Source organism: Acinetobacter kyonggiensis, from assembly GCF_900107285.1.
GTDB classification, from domain to species: domain Bacteria; phylum Pseudomonadota; class Gammaproteobacteria; order Pseudomonadales; family Moraxellaceae; genus Acinetobacter; species Acinetobacter kyonggiensis.
The window spans coordinates 1-18,692 of sequence record NZ_FNPK01000037.1; the positions used below are offsets into that span (position 1 = coordinate 1).

General features: G+C 36.2%; 14 protein-coding genes and 2 pseudogenes. 12 read left to right on the top strand and 4 right to left on the bottom strand.

From position 1 onward, the window contains the following. Positions 1 to 412: 412 nt before the first annotated feature. Positions 413 to 1,126, bottom strand: coding sequence for a phosphoribosyltransferase (locus BLV99_RS16600; protein ID WP_001986287.1), 714 nt, complete (start codon positions 1,124 to 1,126; stop codon positions 413 to 415). Positions 1,127 to 1,984: 858 nt separating this feature from the next. Between BLV99_RS16600 and BLV99_RS16610 the strand changes: the two genes are divergently transcribed. The 6 genes and pseudogenes from BLV99_RS16610 (at position 1,985) to BLV99_RS16635 (ending at position 6,972) form a co-directional block, all read left to right on the top strand. Continuing rightward, on the top strand, positions 1,985 to 2,695 hold the full coding sequence (locus BLV99_RS16610; RefSeq protein WP_001052588.1) for a hypothetical protein: 711 nt from the start codon (positions 1,985 to 1,987) through the stop codon (positions 2,693 to 2,695). Between the two features lie 12 nt (positions 2,696 to 2,707). Then, positions 2,708 to 3,814: an ImmA/IrrE family metallo-endopeptidase gene (locus BLV99_RS16615; protein WP_002046586.1), complete on the top strand. Its 1,107-nt coding sequence runs from the start codon at positions 2,708 to 2,710 to the stop codon at positions 3,812 to 3,814. Between the two features lie 246 nt (positions 3,815 to 4,060). Beyond that, entirely contained in the window at positions 4,061 to 4,702 is a 642-nt protein-coding gene (locus BLV99_RS16620; protein ID WP_005245165.1) for an SOS response-associated peptidase, read from the top strand. Positions 4,703 to 4,813: 111 nt separating this feature from the next. Further along, positions 4,814 to 5,440, top strand: a complete 627-nt coding sequence (locus BLV99_RS16625; protein ID WP_000038641.1) for a LexA family protein — start codon at positions 4,814 to 4,816, stop codon at positions 5,438 to 5,440. A 14-nt stretch (positions 5,441 to 5,454) separates the two neighbouring features. Then, positions 5,455 to 6,749, top strand: a pseudogene (locus BLV99_RS16630) (Y-family DNA polymerase). Positions 6,750 to 6,753: 4 nt separating this feature from the next. Beyond that, entirely contained in the window at positions 6,754 to 6,972 is a 219-nt protein-coding gene (locus BLV99_RS16635; RefSeq protein WP_000550047.1) for a hypothetical protein, read from the top strand. Between the two features lie 312 nt (positions 6,973 to 7,284). Here BLV99_RS16635 and BLV99_RS16645 read toward each other — a convergent pair whose 3' ends face one another. The 3 genes from BLV99_RS16645 to BLV99_RS16655 are packed head-to-tail and all read right to left on the bottom strand — an operon-like array spanning position 7,285 to position 13,306. After that, on the bottom strand, positions 7,285 to 10,485 hold the full coding sequence (locus BLV99_RS16645) for a site-specific integrase (protein ID WP_074947311.1): 3,201 nt from the start codon (positions 10,483 to 10,485) through the stop codon (positions 7,285 to 7,287). 4 nt (positions 10,486 to 10,489) lie between these two features. Continuing rightward, complete coding sequence (locus BLV99_RS16650; protein WP_002058482.1) at positions 10,490 to 12,829, bottom strand: hypothetical protein; 2,340 nt, start codon at positions 12,827 to 12,829, stop codon at positions 10,490 to 10,492. A 12-nt stretch (positions 12,830 to 12,841) separates the two neighbouring features. Beyond that, positions 12,842 to 13,306, bottom strand: a complete 465-nt coding sequence (locus BLV99_RS16655) for a hypothetical protein (RefSeq protein ID WP_000911011.1) — start codon at positions 13,304 to 13,306, stop codon at positions 12,842 to 12,844. Positions 13,307 to 13,580: 274 nt separating this feature from the next. On the opposite strand from BLV99_RS16655, the gene BLV99_RS16660 reads away from it, so the two are divergent. The 6 genes and pseudogenes from BLV99_RS16660 to BLV99_RS18585 all read left to right on the top strand — a co-directional run. Continuing rightward, positions 13,581 to 13,748, top strand: a complete 168-nt coding sequence (locus BLV99_RS16660; RefSeq protein WP_002125865.1) for a YhfG family protein — start codon at positions 13,581 to 13,583, stop codon at positions 13,746 to 13,748. Positions 13,749 to 13,760: 12 nt separating this feature from the next. Further along, positions 13,761 to 14,357, top strand: a complete 597-nt coding sequence (locus BLV99_RS16665) for a putative adenosine monophosphate-protein transferase Fic (protein WP_004658347.1) — start codon at positions 13,761 to 13,763, stop codon at positions 14,355 to 14,357. Between the two features lie 349 nt (positions 14,358 to 14,706). Continuing rightward, positions 14,707 to 14,964 carry a hypothetical protein gene (locus BLV99_RS16675; protein ID WP_004726728.1) on the top strand — a complete coding sequence of 86 codons (258 nt, stop codon included), beginning with the start codon at positions 14,707 to 14,709 and terminating at the stop codon, positions 14,962 to 14,964. A gap of 920 nt (positions 14,965 to 15,884) precedes the next feature. Beyond that, complete coding sequence (locus BLV99_RS16680) at positions 15,885 to 16,190, top strand: helix-turn-helix domain-containing protein (RefSeq protein ID WP_000366814.1); 306 nt, start codon at positions 15,885 to 15,887, stop codon at positions 16,188 to 16,190. Continuing rightward, a complete protein-coding gene (locus BLV99_RS16685) occupies positions 16,190 to 17,455 on the top strand; it encodes a type II toxin-antitoxin system HipA family toxin (protein ID WP_000934717.1) in 1,266 nt (421 codons plus the stop codon). The genes BLV99_RS16680 and BLV99_RS16685 overlap by 1 nt, the downstream gene beginning before the upstream one ends. 578 nt (positions 17,456 to 18,033) lie before the next feature. Then, positions 18,034 to 18,568 (top strand): annotated as a pseudogene (locus tag BLV99_RS18585) (IS982 family transposase); the annotation flags it as partial. Positions 18,569 to 18,692: the final 124 nt, after the last annotated feature.

The following is an 18,692-nucleotide window of genomic DNA, read 5'->3' on the forward strand; positions in this document are numbered from 1 at the left end:
TAATTTCAGTAAGACTCATGGAATTTAAATGAAACCTAATAAGTGGTTGATTGGATCAATTATATCAAAATAGAACGCTTTATATATGATGCGTACACTACGCATCATATATATTTGTAATATATTGTTTTATATATTTAATATTTTAAGTATTTGTATTTTAGTAACCATTATAAGTACCACCTCTTCTTTAAGTTCCCAACAACTCACTTTTTCTGTCATCAATGTTAAATAAGTCTTGTGCTTTAAATTCTTAGATGACCTCCTCTACCCTTTATTATCATTTTTATAAAAGTAACTATATGTACTCATTAAAATTTGTAGAGCTCAAAAACAAAAAAGACCGCTATATAGCAGTCTTTTAACTTAATTAAATAATAATTAATTCATTTTCATCATAAGTGCATAAGCATCACGTTTGTTTTGACGCAATGATTCTATCTCGGACTTCGTCAGCTGTTTTACGAGAGTTGAGGATATACTTTGCTTCCCACTCTGTGAGCCTTTCGAAATCGTACCCGTAAATCGATTTCCACCATGCTTCAAGATTACCATATACATCCCTCAATTGCTGAAGAGTTTCTTTACTTAGAGCTAATTGTGATGAGTATTGTTTACCCGTCAGTGCATATGCTCCAATAACTTTATTCGTCCCAGTTGTTTCAATATGACCTTTTAATGCTGCAAAAGTACCACCTTGGGTCTGGGTATCATCAACAATAATAACACATTTATCATTGTTTATTGTCCCATCAAATGCTGGTGGGTTGGCTAATCTATGCCACCCATCACCGCCAGTTCTTGATACTTTTATAGCTTGAACTATATTCGTATCAACTTCAAGCCCAAGTTTCTTTGCTATAACTGCTGAAGTAGCTAAAGGAATCATATTACGACCGACTGCTTCCTCAGCATGTACAGGTACTATAATAGTTTCCCGACCATCGATAATTCTTTCTAGTTCAGCAATCGCCTCATCCGAAACTAAATCTTTAGCTAAAATATACGCACTTTCAACATCCCCTGCTTTAGCAGCTTCATACATGTAATGAGAGGTTGCATCTCCAAGACCACGGTCAATAACCGTTTTAGGAAACATATTCCAATCTGTGCGATATAACTTCATATTTTTAAATAAGTTTTAATGATGGCTAGCATTAAATTTTACACTAAATTTACCGCTAGCATCTCTTGGATATTATTTTTCGTATCAGGCAGCACTCTCAAAAGCCGTTTGTTTGGACAGTCCCCATGATCATACACGAGGCAGCTTCAAATACTTATGGGCCCATCCTATCCAGTTGTATCTTCTTGCATCACATGAATATTGTATACTCATTTTGACTACTTGAAAATTATGGAACAACGTCAATAAAAACAATAACTCTAGAGTCTTTAGTCGACATTCCTAAAAAGGTAAATTCAACATTTCTTTCCATATCATTTCTTTGTGTCTCTGGATGAACAAAAGAAACATAGCTTATTTCAAAGAATCGGGCTAGGGTTTTTATGCCAATGATTTTGTTCTCTTCATTAGCAATTAAAACATCTAATTCCAGATCAAACTCTTCTAATTATTTAATTAAATCTTTAACTTTCATTTTACTATCAACCTCTATGAATTATTTAAAAAATTAGCACAATGAAACTTGTGAAAAAAATGGATTTGAACAAAATTTTTTAGCAAAAAAAGCATAGCAACCAGAAAAATCTTTCCAGCAATCAACAAAAATATCCCCGTGTGCTTCCAGTTTACAACATTTTGACTACCACACTGCCCACAGTAGTAATAATAGCCTTTGATACGGCCACCGCATTCAGGACAATTTTTATGATTAATGAATAAGTTACTCAACGTCTCTTCTCCAAAATTCTTATTATCAAGTTGTAAGTGAAGATAGCACACATTTATAAAAAATGTCTTTTTTAAAACATCAAAAGATGTTATAAAAAAGACATTCGCTACTTTAGGATAACTTTTAAGATGAATTTAAATCTCCTTGATGAAGAATCAATCCAACCTTCTGAACCCACGCCATGTGATTTTTTCAAAGGTGAAAATGCTATCAAAAAAGCTAAACAGTTAGGATTACCTGATCTCGAGTTAGTCAGAAACGCAATTATGATCGGTGATGCTGACTATAGAACAAATACTCACTATAACCGTGCACGCTTTATTGCACGATGGGGAAAAATTGGAGAACAGATTGCTTTACTGCTTCGACAATCTGATCCTGCTTGGATATTCCACAATGACAGCCAGCCAAGAATTGAGAATACAGTAAAGAAAATACAAATTATCTTTATGAGCGGGAATATTGCATTGGGGTTAGCTGATCAAGTTGTATCAGCACACTGTGAAAAAGGATTAATGACATTAAATAATATTAAGGAGAATCAGTCTGCTTATGATGATGAGACAAAATTGAGAACATGGATTTTATACTTTCCTTCAGCATCACATCCAGCCTATAAAGACATTGATATCCCAAATATTCCTTTTGAATTTGCATACCCAACTAGCTTCGTACAGGACTTAAAAGCGAAAAAAATTTCAATTTTACCAAGTGACCATACTTGCAGAATTGCATTTGAAATAGATAATACAGTTCCTGTAAAAACTGATCCTAAGCCAGTATTGGAACCATCTAATGAAATTAAACCAGATGATTTTGATATTCAGCTTGTAGTTTAATCTGAGGTTAATGTGTTTAATAAAGATCGTTTACGTATTGCTAAAGAATTACGAGGACTTAGCAATACCGATTTCGCAGAAAAATTGAGTTGCTCTATCTCTAAGGTAAAGCAACTTTTAGACGTGGATAAAGAAATCAATGAAAATGATCAAGATGATATATGCCGTGTATTAAATTTACCCAAGTCATTCTTTGCAGGTAATGACACACAACCACATGAAACAGACCAAATCTTCTATAGATCGGTTGCTCGTATTAAAGCACAGCATAGAAAAGCTAATGAGGCATATACTCTTTTAGCAATAAATATTAACAAGTACTTAAATCAGAAAGTAAAGTTACCTACTTTTCACCGTCCTGATTTAGATATTACTGAGTTTTTGGGTGAATCTAAGTATGCCGATCACCTAGCGTCAGAGTTGAGAGGTTTATGGGCTTTAGGTAATCAACCTATTAATAACATTGTTTCGTTGTGTGAGCTAAAGGGAATCCGTGTCTTTAGATTACCGACTGAAATTCGAGAAATTGATGCACTATCTTTTTTTGATGATGAAAGTGGTAGCCCTTTCATATTTCTAAATACATTTAAGTCTGCCGAAAGAGCCCGCTTCGATTGTGCACACGAACTTGGTCATATCGTTATGCATACGCATAACAAAAAAATTCGTGTCGAGAAAGATAATCGTGTTCTCGAAACTGAAGCGGATCAATTTTCATCTGAATTTTTAATGCCAACAGATGCATTTCTTTCTACTGCTCCACGCTATTTTTCACTAGAAAATATGATTGAGTATAAAAAGATTTGGCGAACATCCCTGAAGGCTATTAACTATAAAGCTCACAAGCTGGGATTAGTTAGTGATTGGGTTAATCGTAGTAACTCTATAAAGATCAATTCGTTGGGCTACAACATTAATGAACCTGAAGAAACTCATCGAGATGAGAGTTTGATGTTGCCCAAAATTATCTCTGTTTTAGCCTCACAACCATCTTTTGATAAAAATAAAATGCTTGATGAAATTGGAATCTCTGAAGAAGATTTTAATCAATTAACATTTGATGCTTTAGTTAAAGTTGAGCCCCCGAAGAAAAAACATAAGTTATATATTGTCGAGTAATACAAACCTTCCTTAAAAATAATGCGCCTTACGGCGCACTATTTATGCAAAATCCTGATTAATTTTTTTATGACTTCACGCCCAACGTAGTTTTGCATCCCATAAGTCATACTTTAACTGAAAATGTAACTTGCCCCATCATGACTTTTTTCATATAGCCTACTTGAACTGACACCATAAATCCCATGTGTTCCATAAAGCATCGTATACAATTTCAGATAAATTCTTTAGTTATGTGATCAGGCTATGTGCTCAAATTACCTATTTCCAAATAAAAGAAATTTGACACTCTTAGGTGTCGATACAAGCCAGTTTGATCTTGAGCTTAAGGATCATGTATTCCCTTCCTATCATGCTCCAATCATTCTGAACGGCTCAGATCACTTAGAGCTTGATATTGCAAAGTTTGGATTACTACCGAGCTGGGCGAAAGAATTGAAGTTCAGCAGTCATACTTATAACGCCAGAACTGAGTCTGTAGCAGATAAGCCTAGCTTTCGACATGCTTGGAAGTACAGCAAGTTCTGCCTAGTCCCAGTACAAGAATTTTATGAGCCGAAATACATCAATGACAAGCCACACTGGTACACCATCAAGCGTAAAGATGATCAGCCTTTTACTGTTGCAGGGATCTATGATGATGCAGTGATTAATGGCAATAAGGTACGTTCCTTTTCAATGTTGACCATCAATTCGGACCATCACCCTTTTATGAAACAATTCCATGCACCGAAGGATGAGAAGCGATCCATCATCGTTATTCCAGAACAGTACAGAAAAGACTGGCTAACAGCCGATCATGAACATGCGCATGAATATTTCTTTCAAATGCCCGATGAATTCGTCACATTTCCACGCGATGAGCAGAAACAAAACGTCTTATTCTGACGCATCCTTGTTTATCCACAACTTTTTAAATTTGAATTTTAAACGCTGTTAGTAATATCCTATTTAAACAAATTCTACTTCCAAACACGCCTCGTAGCGTAGGAGTATCTCATGTCTAAGAAGTTGCCTATTTACTTCTCTGACGACGCATGGTCATCTTTACAAGAGCTCATGGGTCCAGAGGGTAAACCAAGTCCTACCATCAACACCGTGCTTGAACAAATCGCTGTTCAAAATGAGCTTGTTGAAAAATTAGGGCTTACTGCTGTCCTACCCAAATCCAAAGTATCTATTCCCGTCTCTTTAGAGCGTATTCCTGCAGGTCCGGCCTTCAGCACCAAGGATGAGCAAGACAAAGCACTCGATCTGAATGAGTTCCTGATTCACAACCCTATTTCTACTTTTATTGCCTATGTAGACAGTGAATCCATGCTCGATGCTGGCCTAGAGATTAATGATCCAATCATTATTGATCGCAGTATTGAAGCCAAGCATTACGATATCGTGGTTGCCCTGATTGATGACAATGCCTCGACCATTAAGCGGCTGATGATCACCAATAAGATGTCCAAGTCTGAAATCAAAGAAATATTTGGAGATGAAGATTATCCGCTTCCAGAACTTTGGTTGAAGGCTGAAAATTCGAATTACAATCACATCATTCCTGATGATAGTCAGACCATATCAATCTGGGGTGTGGTGACTTTTAATTTAAAGCGTATTTATCACCGCTCATAAAAAGAAGAATAACCATGCAAAGTGAAAATGAAATATTCGCGTTAGTCGACGTGAATAATTGCTACGTCTCGTGTGAGCGTGTGTTTAATCCTGCCTTGAATGATAGCCCAACCATTGTGCTCAGCAACAATGACGGCTGTGCCGTGGCCAGAAGCCAGGAAGCGAAAGACTTAGGCATCAAGATGGGTGTTCCTGTATTCCAAATTAAAGAGCTGATCAAACAACATAACATTCAGGTGCTATCCAGTAATTTCTCCTTATATGGCGAAATGTCCAAGCGCTTTATGGAGCTGCTTGGGGACTATGTTGCACCAGGAGATACAAGGTCTATTCCATTGATGAATGCTTTCTGAAGCTCACAGCTTACGAGCATCTATTTGACCTGACTGTATATGCTCAAGACATGAGGGCTAAGGCTTGGCGTTGGTTAGGCCTACCCTGCTGTATTGGAATTGGTCGCTCTAAAACCGAAGCCAAGATTGCCAATCATCTCGCCAAGAAAAACAAGTTCTTCAATGGGGTCTGTAATCTGGCCCATATGGACCCATGCTCTACAGAAACGCTACTCGCGCAGGTTGATGTGTCTGAGGTTTGGGGCGTAGGCAGACAGAACTGTAAGAAGCTCAATACTATGGGTGTTCAATCTGTGCTGGATCTGATCAATGCCAATCCTAAAGAAATCAAAAAGCAGTTTAGTATCGTGATGGAAAAGACGGTGCTTGAGCTACAGGGCCTTTCTTGTATTGACCTTAGTGATGATACTGTAGCGAAGAAGCAAATCATCAGCAGCCGTTCATATGGCAACCCAGTGTATGAAATGGATGACATTAAAGCTTCGGTTCGGCTTTATGTGGCCAGAGCCGTGAAACGAATGCGGGAAGATGGCTCAATCTGCAAGATGATCGGCGTGTATATCCAAACCAGTCGCTTTGATAATACAGAGCGCTACTCGCCTTACATCGTCGTTCAAATGCATGAGCATACGGATGATCTACTGCTCATCACCAAGGCCGCGATGAAAGGCATCGATCAGATATTTAAGAAAGGCTTTAAGTATAAAAAGGCGGGAATCGTGCTGCTCGAAATTACAGATCAATCCAAGTTTGTGCCCGATCTATTCACGGACTATTCACATAAGCAAGAGCGAGAAAGGCTTTCAGATGCCATCGAAGCCATCAGTGAACGGTTTGGGAAGAATCTCGTCACGCTAGGCATTGCCAACAATAAAGAAGCCACATGGCACATGAATCAAAACCTTAGATCACCTTCGTATTTAACCAAATGGTCTGACTTACCAAGAGTAGGATAAAAACATGCACTTATTTAAATTAACTGACGAACAACTCGCACAAATTCTTATCCCGAAACGATTTGTACCACCTACTCCACCTGAACATGAAGGCAAGAATATGGTCTATGTATTTGATAGTGAGGATAAGTTTGAACTGACTTATGATGAGCTGGTGGAAATCATTAGCAAAGCTAGAATGGCTGGTCCGAAGTTGATACCTGTCTTAGGCACCGTGAATTAAATTGTGCAGTGTTCGCACGCCACTTGAAACATAACTTGATTGGAAATGAATTTGGGCTGAGAAAAATTCAGTTCAAATTTAACCTGACGGGCACACTAAAAAATGGGTAATTGTCAGATCGAGTTTGGACTACAACACTTTAGCTCATCGATTTACCATACCGCTAATCTTCACACCATTTTCGTAAATCCAGCGATCAAACTGTGATACTACATTCCGCTTATTAATCCAAGTCAGCATGGTGCTTTTCATAAAGGCAGTTTACTTATAAACAGGGAAATTTCTAAACAATTCCCCTTTAACATGCTTAGGCTATTTGATCCAGAGTTCATCTTTTTGCATCATTTTTAACATTAAATTAAATATAACCAGCGGAGTAACATTTTTTTTGTTAGAGCCGACAACTCTTTGAAAACTAAATTTAACGGTTCGCTCAGGAGCATCCAAATTAACTGGGTAGTTTTGTTTTTCTAAATACAGATGATCTCCTAACATTGGCTCTATACCAGTAATAAAATTAACAATTTGTTGCTCATCACCTTTCATTCGGCATTGAAAATGTAGAAAATTCTTACGCAGTTTTCCAAATAATAATAATATTTTAAGCGCCTTAACCATGTTCTTTTCTTTCAGTGCATCTTGCTGCCTATCATCTTTATAATGAAAATCAAGGAGAGGAATTATTTCATCTGGACGAGTCAGTTTTTTAGCCTTTTCGTAAAGTTCATCAAACCAACTCTCTTCTAAATTCTTACTATAAACATAATTCGTTTTTAAATTAAATTTTTGGCGATCCATCCATTTAGTGCTCATCCATTGACATCGTTGCATCCATTCTTGAGCTTGGGTATCTTCGCTTAAACGACCTTCTCTAAAACTTATCAAACGTTGAAAAGGTGTCAGAGTACTCTTCTCTATACTAAACTTCTTTTCTTGTCGGCCAGCCATCGTAACTGGCTGTGTTTGCTGATAAGAATTAAACCATTTCTGCTGCTGAGTATAACGATTTAGGTTTATGTAGTCTGTACTTGACTTCACTGGACTAAAACACTGTTCTAATACTTTTTTTGAAATGATACACGGCGAATTATAAATTCGATCGACTGCTAATAAATCCAAAACATGAAGGTAATTTGAAGCCGTTTGCTCAATACTGCTATGCCCCATCCAAGAGGCGAGCACCTGCCATTTATGTTGAATAATCTCTTCTTGAGCACGTGCTTTCATACCAAACAATAAATCCCTCATCTTTTTTGCTTTTACCCAAGGACAATCTGTGTAGGTCTTGATCATTTCTTTTGAACCGAGCAAAGTTATTGCTAGATAGTTAGCAGCACTGTGGCGTAATGTATGAAAACTAAAGCCATGATGCATACCTAATATTTGACTAAACAAATCTACTGTAATTTTGCTGATACATTGATCAGTTAATACACGATGATTCACACTAAAAAGTAGATCATCCTGCTGATTAACCAAATATTGCTCATAACGATGTTGTATGTAACGTTGTACTACTAAAAACTCATGTTCTGACAATGCAATTTTCAATGGTATTTGACGATTCGCACTTCGCGTTTTCAGACGGCGATATGAATTGTCTTGGATATGAAGCGTGATATTATTAAAAACTGTATTTTCTTTTTCTTTATAAAGTAGCTCTGGGCAAATAATATCTTGTATTTTAAGACAACGAACTTCATTTAATCGAAGTCCAGTTCTATAACTTAGTAAATACATCAGCTTTAAACAACTCAGATGATCGACCCACTCTGATGCCGTTGGCTCTTGACTTAAATTTTCTAGTTTTTCCAATAATTTGCCAAATAGCAAAGGACTCACTAGCCGTGCATTGCAAATTTGTAAATGCTTAAAACTTGAATTCTGTAACACCAATACCCCTGGAGCATCATAATTCTCTATACAGAATTGATGAAAATCTTTTAGGCGACCAAAACGGTATTCTGCGCTTTGGTGCATCTTACGAGAGGTTTTTCCTTTCACCGAATCTCGTTGAACTGCTTTTTCATCACGTTCACTGCTGTATTTCAATAGCTGCCGATATAAATCCTCATAGTCATCTATGGATTGTTGCTTTAAATCTAATTTATTGAGCCAAATCTCAAATATAAATTCTTTGCCAAACGATCCTAAGTAGCTTTCAATAGTTGATAATTGAAGCCCTCGTTTTTTTAAATGCATTAACCAGTGAATTAAGCGTAGTTGAGCATCAATTAAAGACTTTTCCTCCGTATTAGCATCAACTATCTTCTCCTCTAACACCCTTCTAGTTTCTTGCCAAAAACGTAGCGTGCGTTCTTCTTTATTCCTCTTTTTATCTAAACGCTCAACTTTTTGACCTTTACGTTTCTTTTGACCAAACAACATCAACTCATACGGAATCGTTTGTAATTTGCTTTGAACAGTCGGAACTTCAGGAAGTAACTGCTCTTGTTCAAAATGAATAGGGCGATTATCTGGTTCTGTGACTTGATTGTAATCATTATTCCACAGCAATCTAAATTCGGATGGCCTTAAAGCAACAGTATTAATCTCTTGCTGAAGCACATTACTCAAAAATATATCTATGCTGAGGTTTGGATTAAATTCGAGTACCATTTGCACATCATTAAATGCACGAAATCCACGGCGTTTAATTTGATATTGCAGATCCCCAAGACTTTTTTTCCTGCCTATCTTACTCAAGCTTTCTAAAATACAATCTTCAACTGAATGTTGCAGACAAAATTCTTTCTGAGTAGCTTTCAACTTTTTTAAATATTGCAAAATGAACTGCGCATATGGGTTAAAAAAAACATGTTTCCATTGGTACAACTTTCTCTGTTCAACATCATTACCGTATTGAGAATTTTCAACACGATAATGTAGTAACAATGGATTAGTGATTTTTTTGTAGTCCGAATGGTATAACCGAAAACAATTCAGATCTGTACCAAGCTCAATGGCCTCCTGCAATTGCTTCTGAATAGCAATCAAATGCTGTTCATCTGCACAGCCTGAAATATATATAAAACTTAAGCATAAATTTCCCCATAAGTACTTTGGTTCATTCCAATATTCAAATGAATCTTGCCAATACTGCCTTAATTCCTTAAGTACATGGATATGTAGATGCCCCTGTTCTAACCGTGACTCTGTACTCTCAATTTTTCTAGGCAGTACGATCCGTTTAGTATGTGGATTTAGCTTAATTCTGTATGATTTTTTATCTACATTCTGGTTGAATTGCTTCCTTCTTTTATTAAATTCATCTTCAGTAAATTGCATCAGTTTTGATTGTTCGTCTCGGCTCAACTTTTGACTCAAACAATCAACACTATCTTTAATGTCATGCCATTTTTCAGCGATCTGCTGATCAAGTTTTTGCTGCATTTCTTTCGTCAATACTTCAGGTGGAGAAGGCTGTCTATCTAGCGACTTTTTCACCATTTTATGAATATCAACAAATAGATCATCTAGTTGTGGTTTTATTAGTTCTTTGATTTTTTGCATACAACTATTTTCGCTCTAAGTGTTTAATCGATAAAGATTTGACATTATCTTGCAATTGCTGGCGGGCTTGCTGTACATAGACATTCGGGATAAGTGAAGAATGCGGATGAAAAGCCTCTCGGTCACGTTGGTCATGACCATACAGGGCCTGAATTAAGTGAAAAGCTAATGCTGGTTTACCCTCTTGCTGCTCATGCATCAAAAAGTTCATGTCAAAATGACGTAACCAATTCGAATACATATTCTTTGGAAAGACTCCTTGCATATATGAATTCACCCATTTTCTCGATAAAGGGATTAACTTAATTTTCCTGCTCTGCCATTCTTTGACAGTTATCGGCAAGATATCTTTACTAAAAATGACCTTACCAAAAAGATCATTTACAGTTATCTTCTTCTTTGCAAAGACTTGTCTAAAAAATGAACCGTACGCTTCAATAATTTGTTCTAAAAAGGCAGTGTAATTTTGCAGTGTTTTTATGAAAAAATCAGATAAAGGGATAAAACGACCATCTTTTCTTGCTTTACTATTTTTTTTATCATTCACATATAAAAGCTTGAGCTCAACACAATAATCATCCAAATTCCCCAACAGGTTTTTTTTAGGCCGACTTGCCAAACTCAACAAACTGATATGCCACATCCAACACGCATATGCATTAAGTTGATTAATAATGTGCTTATCTTCTTGGATGTTTTCGTGACAATGTCTATGTAAAATATGGAATTGCTCTTTCACAAAATTGGGTTCAAGTGCCAGTTGGCTCCCTATCCTTCCTATAGATAATGCAGATTGTACTTTGAATTGTTGTTGCAATATTTTTAGTTCAGCCGTGTCTTCAGTAAAATGTGTGGAATGTGGTGTAAGTGCTTTTTCTAAAAAGGCTAGATATGTGCTACTGAGTTGAGTTTTCGGTAGCCCGCCATAATAGATACCAGGCATGTGATGCTGACTATCCCGCCCAGCAATTACATGAGCAAGATATTCATTATATGTTTCATAATATATATGAAAATATAATTGAGCCTGCAGTTTTTCTACAGTGATCGAACCTACAAACCGATTATCAAGCCAATTCTTAAGTTTCGTATTAATGTGTGTTGATGAAATTAGTGGATTCGATGCTTGTTCTATATAGTCAAACCAAGCAGAAGGTAAATGTAGTTGATGTGTCATCACTTCATTCCACCGCACATGATTTAAGCTCTTAATCTTCTGCTCTGTAATTTTAAGATTTAATTTGAGTAAATATTCGCGACGTCTACTTGAACCATTCTGGATCAAAATTCCATCTTGAATAAGCTCGTTAAAATCCATCAGTGCGACGGGTGATAATCCCGTCAAAAGTGACAATAAACATGCTGCAGCGATTGCAGCATCCCTCCAGTGCCCGGATAACTCGGTTCTCAACACATAAACAATTTGCTTCAGTATATCTGGCGCCAAATAATGTGGATTTGTAACAAAAGGAGCATGACGGCGCTGGCGATGCCGCATTAGATGCGTCGCATTATCGCTGAGTATATAATTTAAATTTTTAGACTTTTCATCTTCTGAATAAAACTCCATTTCAGGATCTAATAGATCAACTTCACCCTCTTCATCTTTGTGAAGAGCGGCATCATAAATACTGATCTTTGCGTTATGTCCAATATCTACTTGCTTACCCGTTTTAATTTCACGAAATTTTTTGAGTTCATTTTTCGTCGGCCATTGCAAAACTTTACTTTTTTTTGACTTACGCTGACGATGAACAACACGACGATCATCAAGTCTTTTAAAAATTATTAATAGAGCCGATAAATACTCTATGGCTTGTACTTGTTTGAAATCTTTAATATTAAAAAGTTGATTACGATCCTCCTTTTTCAAGTTACGTTCGTACATGACATAGCGATTTAGTAGCTCACTGCATTCTTGAAATAATTCAGCATGATTAGAATCCAGAACATATCGTGATACATAGCGAAAGAGATCACAAACATGTTTTTGCTTATTCTCAGCTTTATCAATTTTTGCAAATTCTTGATACTGCCGATATGTTAAAAAACTCGCTTGTAGAATCAAATAACGTTCAGACGACAGCTCTTGAGTATTACTAGTAGTCGGGCATGCAAAATAACTTAAAGAAGCTAGATAATAATATTTACCTAATTGTCTAGAACTAGATATATAGCCATATATCTGTTGTGCTTCCTTATATAGAGCATGGGCTTTTTCACGTAAATCATCTGATAGATCGACAAATTGTGTATTCACAACATGATTGCGTAATAAACAATAATCTTTTTGGAATTTTTCTGCTAAATCTAAGAATTGCTCTTCTGTTTCAATCTTTGGCATATTCGCTTTCGCTTAATTTTTTATCAAATTGCATTGGTTAAATTCATTACGATCTGAACAATTTGGTAAAAGTTGATCTTTTATTGAACTCTTTGTCAGCTTAAAAAATCTAGCAAAAAATTTAGCATCCAGCTCTTTCTGAGCTTTTCTCTCAAAGCACAAGTGTTGCTGTGATTTTTCGATAAAATCATCAAGATTATGTATCAACTGTAAGATTGCAACATAATTAGAATGTACACGTAAGCATGGCTCCGTTTGCATTAATAGCAATATTTTTTGCCAAATTTTCACATAGATTATTTTGAACTTTGCTTGTACTACTACTTTCTGGCTCTGTTTAATCTTTTTGATTTTCAGTAGTTCTGAGTTAATTTTTACTATCTTAAATTGAACATTTTGTCGCTCAAAGCAAAAGGGCATGATAAATTGCCCCATAAATATCTCTATATTTTTTACTAAATAGTCAAATTTTAACATTTTTATCGATATAAAAAATGAGCATATCTTTGTATATTAAAATTCATTTAATTTATCAACTAAATTTTCTCAAAATTACAATTATCAACAAATACATATGGTTTACTTATCATGGGTGGTCTAAATTTTAAAAATTCTTCCACTTTTTTTTAGTTTTCTGTTATTACATGAAACAATACCGTTGTATTACATTTTGAAATGCTGTGTATGCAGCATTGATCAAAAAGATTCTCTGCTATACTTACTTCACGTGTAGCATCAATGGAGTTTCGAAATGCTCAGAACCACTGAACAGAAAAAAAAATATATTCAAGCGACACGTGCGCAAAACTATCAAGCCAGCCTAAAGCTTGAAGGCATTACAACGACAGCTCAAACAACTCAACAAAGTAAAGCTGAAATCTTGCAAAAATATAAGAAGTATTCGCAACCCGAAACTTAGTCAGGTGCATGTATGGATAAATATGGGGAAATGGGTGACAGCCTGTATTGTTACCCTGGCACAAATATCCTAAAGAACAAACTCAATATTCATGATGAACAAATTTTAGAACAAGCTGAACTAGAACTGTCTGGATTGGCAAGTAACTTAATTGAATATGCTGAACCACCTTACGACTTACAATACTTAAAATCAATTCATGCGCAGCTCTTTGGCGACTTATACGACTGGGCAGGAAAGTTAAGACAAATCGATATTTCCAAAGGTGACACCCGTTTTTGTAATTTTTCCCGTATTGAAATTGAAACCAATAAACTACTCAAACCGCTTCAAGAAAAAAAATACTTTCAAGGCTTAGCACCACAACAACTGATTCCTCAACTTGCCGACTTGTATTGTGAGCTTAATGTCATACACCCATTCCGTGAAGGTAATGGACGTACACAACGGATTTTCTTTGAGCATCTGATTGCTCATTGTGGTTATGGTATTGATTGGTCTCGCATTGACTCTCAACAACAATGGATTCAAGCCAATATTGAAGGTTTTTATGGTAATTTAAATCCATTAATTAAGATTTTTGAAATATGCTTTATTCAAAATACCTAAAATTTAAGTAGTCGAAGCCCACAATCCTTAATGAGCCATCATCTTTGCTTCAATCCACTGATTAATTTCCCAAATAAACCAACAATCACGATTCTTAGAAATCTTAATACTCTTCGGGTAATTTAGGATCGTAATATTCAGATTACTTATCCAGAATTGAATAGATCGTTAACTTAGATAGACTTTTAAGCAATGTAACTTGCCGCATGTTTATCAACATATGTCTCAAAAAAGTCTGCCCATACATAGATTTATGGCGTTTAGTGCTTAAATTTCAGATTAATCTTCGTCTGATGACCTGAATGGATGTTACAGATTACATGCAGGTGAATTACTCTGTGGCTGTATCATGGCTTTTGTGCAATCCAATCCATTTGATCCGAATGTTCTCTTTTGCAATAAAGCAGCCTCTTCTGCTTTTCCTGAACCAACGAACTATGTCATTGATTTGATTCAACCGACAACAGTGATGCTGAATCAAATCTCCAAAGAAGGGATTAAATGCAAGAAATGTGGTAAGAAAAAGATAGGGGATGGAAGTTATTATCCGTCTAATTGGAACCAGCCCATGAGTCGAGATCAGTTGAGTAAGAATCATTTTAAATGAATAAGAGAAGGATGGCTTACCTCACTTCTCCGAATAACAATGCTATGCTTTTCAACCAAGGTTATAAATTGGCAACTACATTTCATTCTTCTTCATGCTGGTCCTATAGCCTGTAGACAATTACTACATCATTTGCATTCAATGCTCAATACAGCCTGTCAGCAGAACCGCAGCGATACTTTTTTTCGTGCATACATGTAGTGTTTAAATCCATTCATTTTTCAATGATCCTCTGCCGTTTATCACATTTATGGTCGATCTTTAACCTTGTGAAAAATGCACATACCGATCCCTTCAAACTGTCAAATTTATGTATGCATGACATTTAAAGAAAATTATCTGATCAATTTTTTTAGGTAAAATTCATCAAGAAAAAAGTTATTATTATTCATAACATCACCAATAACCACATAAAAACAATAATTTAATAAATTATTCTTCCAATTTTTTTATATTTAGTGTTATTACCTCTAAATCCATGTTTACCACCTTCTATTACATAAGTAATTTAGAAGTATCCACGATATAAATTGCTTGCCCTCACACCTCTCCCCTCTCACGCCCAAAAAATTTATACTGAAAGGCAGATTAAGCCCGTTCGAGTTACATATAGCCGCATGCTATATTGAAAGCATTAAGAAAATATCCTCAATATTTATAGGATTTTTAAAGTATGAACTAATTTTCGAAGAACCCTTTCTAAGTAATGTGACCTATTAGGAAAAATGAAAATACTGAAATCTCCGTATCAACAATCAGTCAAAGTACATCCTGATGATTTTCTGTAACCGATACCCAAGGACTATACCTACCCTTCTGATGTGCTGTGCAACAAAGCCCTCCTTAGCCACACTATAGCTATAGATTAATTCCATTATTTTGTGATTTAATTAAATTATTCATTCTTAAGACCCAATTTAATGGATTTATATTTCACTAAACCAGAAGAAGTTGTGACTCTTTTAGGTGAGCGTTTACGTAAGCAACGACTCTTTCTGGAGATGTCTCAAGCTGAGGTAGCAGCACGCGCTGGTGTCGGCGTGAATACAGTTTCGAATCTTGAAGCGGGACGAAATGTATCTGTTGAAAATTTAGTCCGTATTGCAATGGTCTTGGGTCGATTAAACGAACTTCAGGAACTATTTAAACCTCAGCTTAACAGTGTGAATGACATTCTTCGCTATGAGAGTCAAAGTAAGCGCCACCGTATTAAGAGGAAGGGATAATGCTCAATAGACTTAATGTTTATTACAACGGTTGGGGCGAATCATGGTTATGGGGAACGCTGATTAGTTCAACAGCCACGACAGGTAGACCCACCATTGCTTTTGAATATAGTCCAGAAGCAATACAGCAAGGTGTTGAGCTCTCTTCTTACTTGCTGCCTTTAAAAGGTCTACCATTCAGACAAGGTTTTCCTACTCATCAAATGGGACTCCCAGGTCCAGTCTATGACGCTTTACCAGATGGTTGGGGCATGATGTTGATGGATCGATATTTCAAAAAAATTGGCTTAAATTCAGCACGAATTGGACCTTTGGAGCGTCTGACCTATATTAGTAGTCACGCAATGGGTGCCCTCTCCTTTGAACCTTGTGTTGCTGACATGCAAACCTCAGAAAATATCCCTTTACAACAACTGGCCCAGGAAGTTCAAGAAGTACTCAAAGGTGAAGGTGGTGAATTTCTACAGCATTTATTGGTCATGGGTGGCTCCCCTCAAGGTGCCAGACCAAAAGCGTTGGTTTACCGAGATCCTGTCAATTTAGAGTTTTCGACTCAAGATTCTGATCAACATGAAGCCTGGCTGATTAAGTTTCCTGCTCAGCAAGAGCATCCTGAAGTCTGCGCCATTGAAGCCGTCTATGCAGAATGTTTGCGACTTTGTGCAATTGAGACTCCAGATACCCATTTCTTTAATTTGCCCAATGGTTTAACGGCTTTTGCTTCTAAACGATTCGATCGTCAAAATGGTATGCGGATTCCAATGCAGAGTTTGGCTGCATATACAGGAGCAGACTATAAAGTTCCAGGTAGCCTAGACTATCGCAATTTTCTCCGGGCAACCTTGATGTGTACGCAAGATGTACGAGAAAGATTGCATGCTTTTAAACGTGCTGTGTTTAATGTGCTTTTCAATAATCGGGATGACCATACTAAGAACTTTTCATTTCTCATGGAGAAAAATGGTCAATGGAAATTGGCTCCAGCCTATGATGTGACCTTCTGCGAGGGTCCAGGTGGTTATCATCAAATGGACATTATGGGAGAAGCGCTCAATATTTCCCGAAATGACATACATAAACTCGGTACTTCAGAAGCTAATCTGACTACTCTAGAAGTCGATGAGATCATCTTGACCATGCGTGAAATTGCACTTCAATTTAGTCAAATTGCGCAGCGCCTGTATCCCCATCAAATTCGAGAATCTACCCTACAGATGATTCAATCACGGATTCAACAGAATATTGATTTTTTAACTGAAACCTAAGCGTAAATATAAACTAAGCGCCAACCATCAACTGCAAATAGACTTTGATATAGTTAGTCGCTACATAATCTGTAGAACCTGTGAATTAGCTCTCTTTATAATCACGAATATTAGATGGATCACCGCTAAGATATATTCTGCAAACGTGAAATCACTACATCCAGATCGAAAATCACTAAGAAAAAACTGTCACCAAAAAAAGGTCTGCACTATGGATAGATGCAGACCAAACTCTGGATAACTACCAGCACGAGAAATATGTCGCAATTTTGCATAGACATGAATTTGATAAAATCAGCCCAGAAAGCCAGAAATTCATAAAAACTATTTCATCAATCCCCTATAACTTAATCACGTTCATGGTCGATCTTAAATCTTGTGAAAAGTACTCATGCTGACCTAGCCAAACTGTAAAACTCATGTATTCATAGCCTTTAAATGAATCTTTCAATCGGTATATTTAAGGTAAAAACTAGTAATCAGAAGTTATTATCACCCCCATATAAAACAAGGATCAACTTAAAAACAATAACTTAGTAAATTATTCTTCCATTTTTTTTATATTTAGTGTTATTTCATTAAAGCAAAATCACGGTCAACTCTTTAGATATTTACCTTGTTAACAACGGATAGTTTATCTCATTAGAGCACATCGATTGGCACTGTATGCTTTACATTTTGCCTTGATGAAAGATTATCAGAGCAATTTTATTTATGGATCAATCGACTACGCTGCCTGTATGCAAAAATCAGCGTATTCAACGGTATAAATATCTACCATTGCAACACACGGTAAAAGCTCAATGGACTGGTTCTTTGGCTGTAAGCTGCATTTAATCATGAGTCAGTCAGGCAAAATTGTCAGTACAGCTTTATCTAATGAACATACAGCAGACATTAAAATGATTGAGCATTTGGTAGAAGGCTTAAAAACAAAACTCTATGCTGTTCGTGGATATATCAGTCAAGAATTAAAAATCAAATTCGAGGAATCAAGACATTTGGTTTAATTACATATCATCGTAAGAATATGAAAACTATTCGTTTATCCAAAGCAGATGAATACCACTTAAAACAACGCAATAAAAAGAAAATTTATTCAGCTTATTGAAAAAATTAAGCTATTAATCTAAATCTATCAACTAGGGCGTGTCATCAATTACCTTGAGGAAAACCACCTTGTCCCCATTATACTTTTATGACTAAACGCTATGCCTTAAGAGATGATCAATGGGAA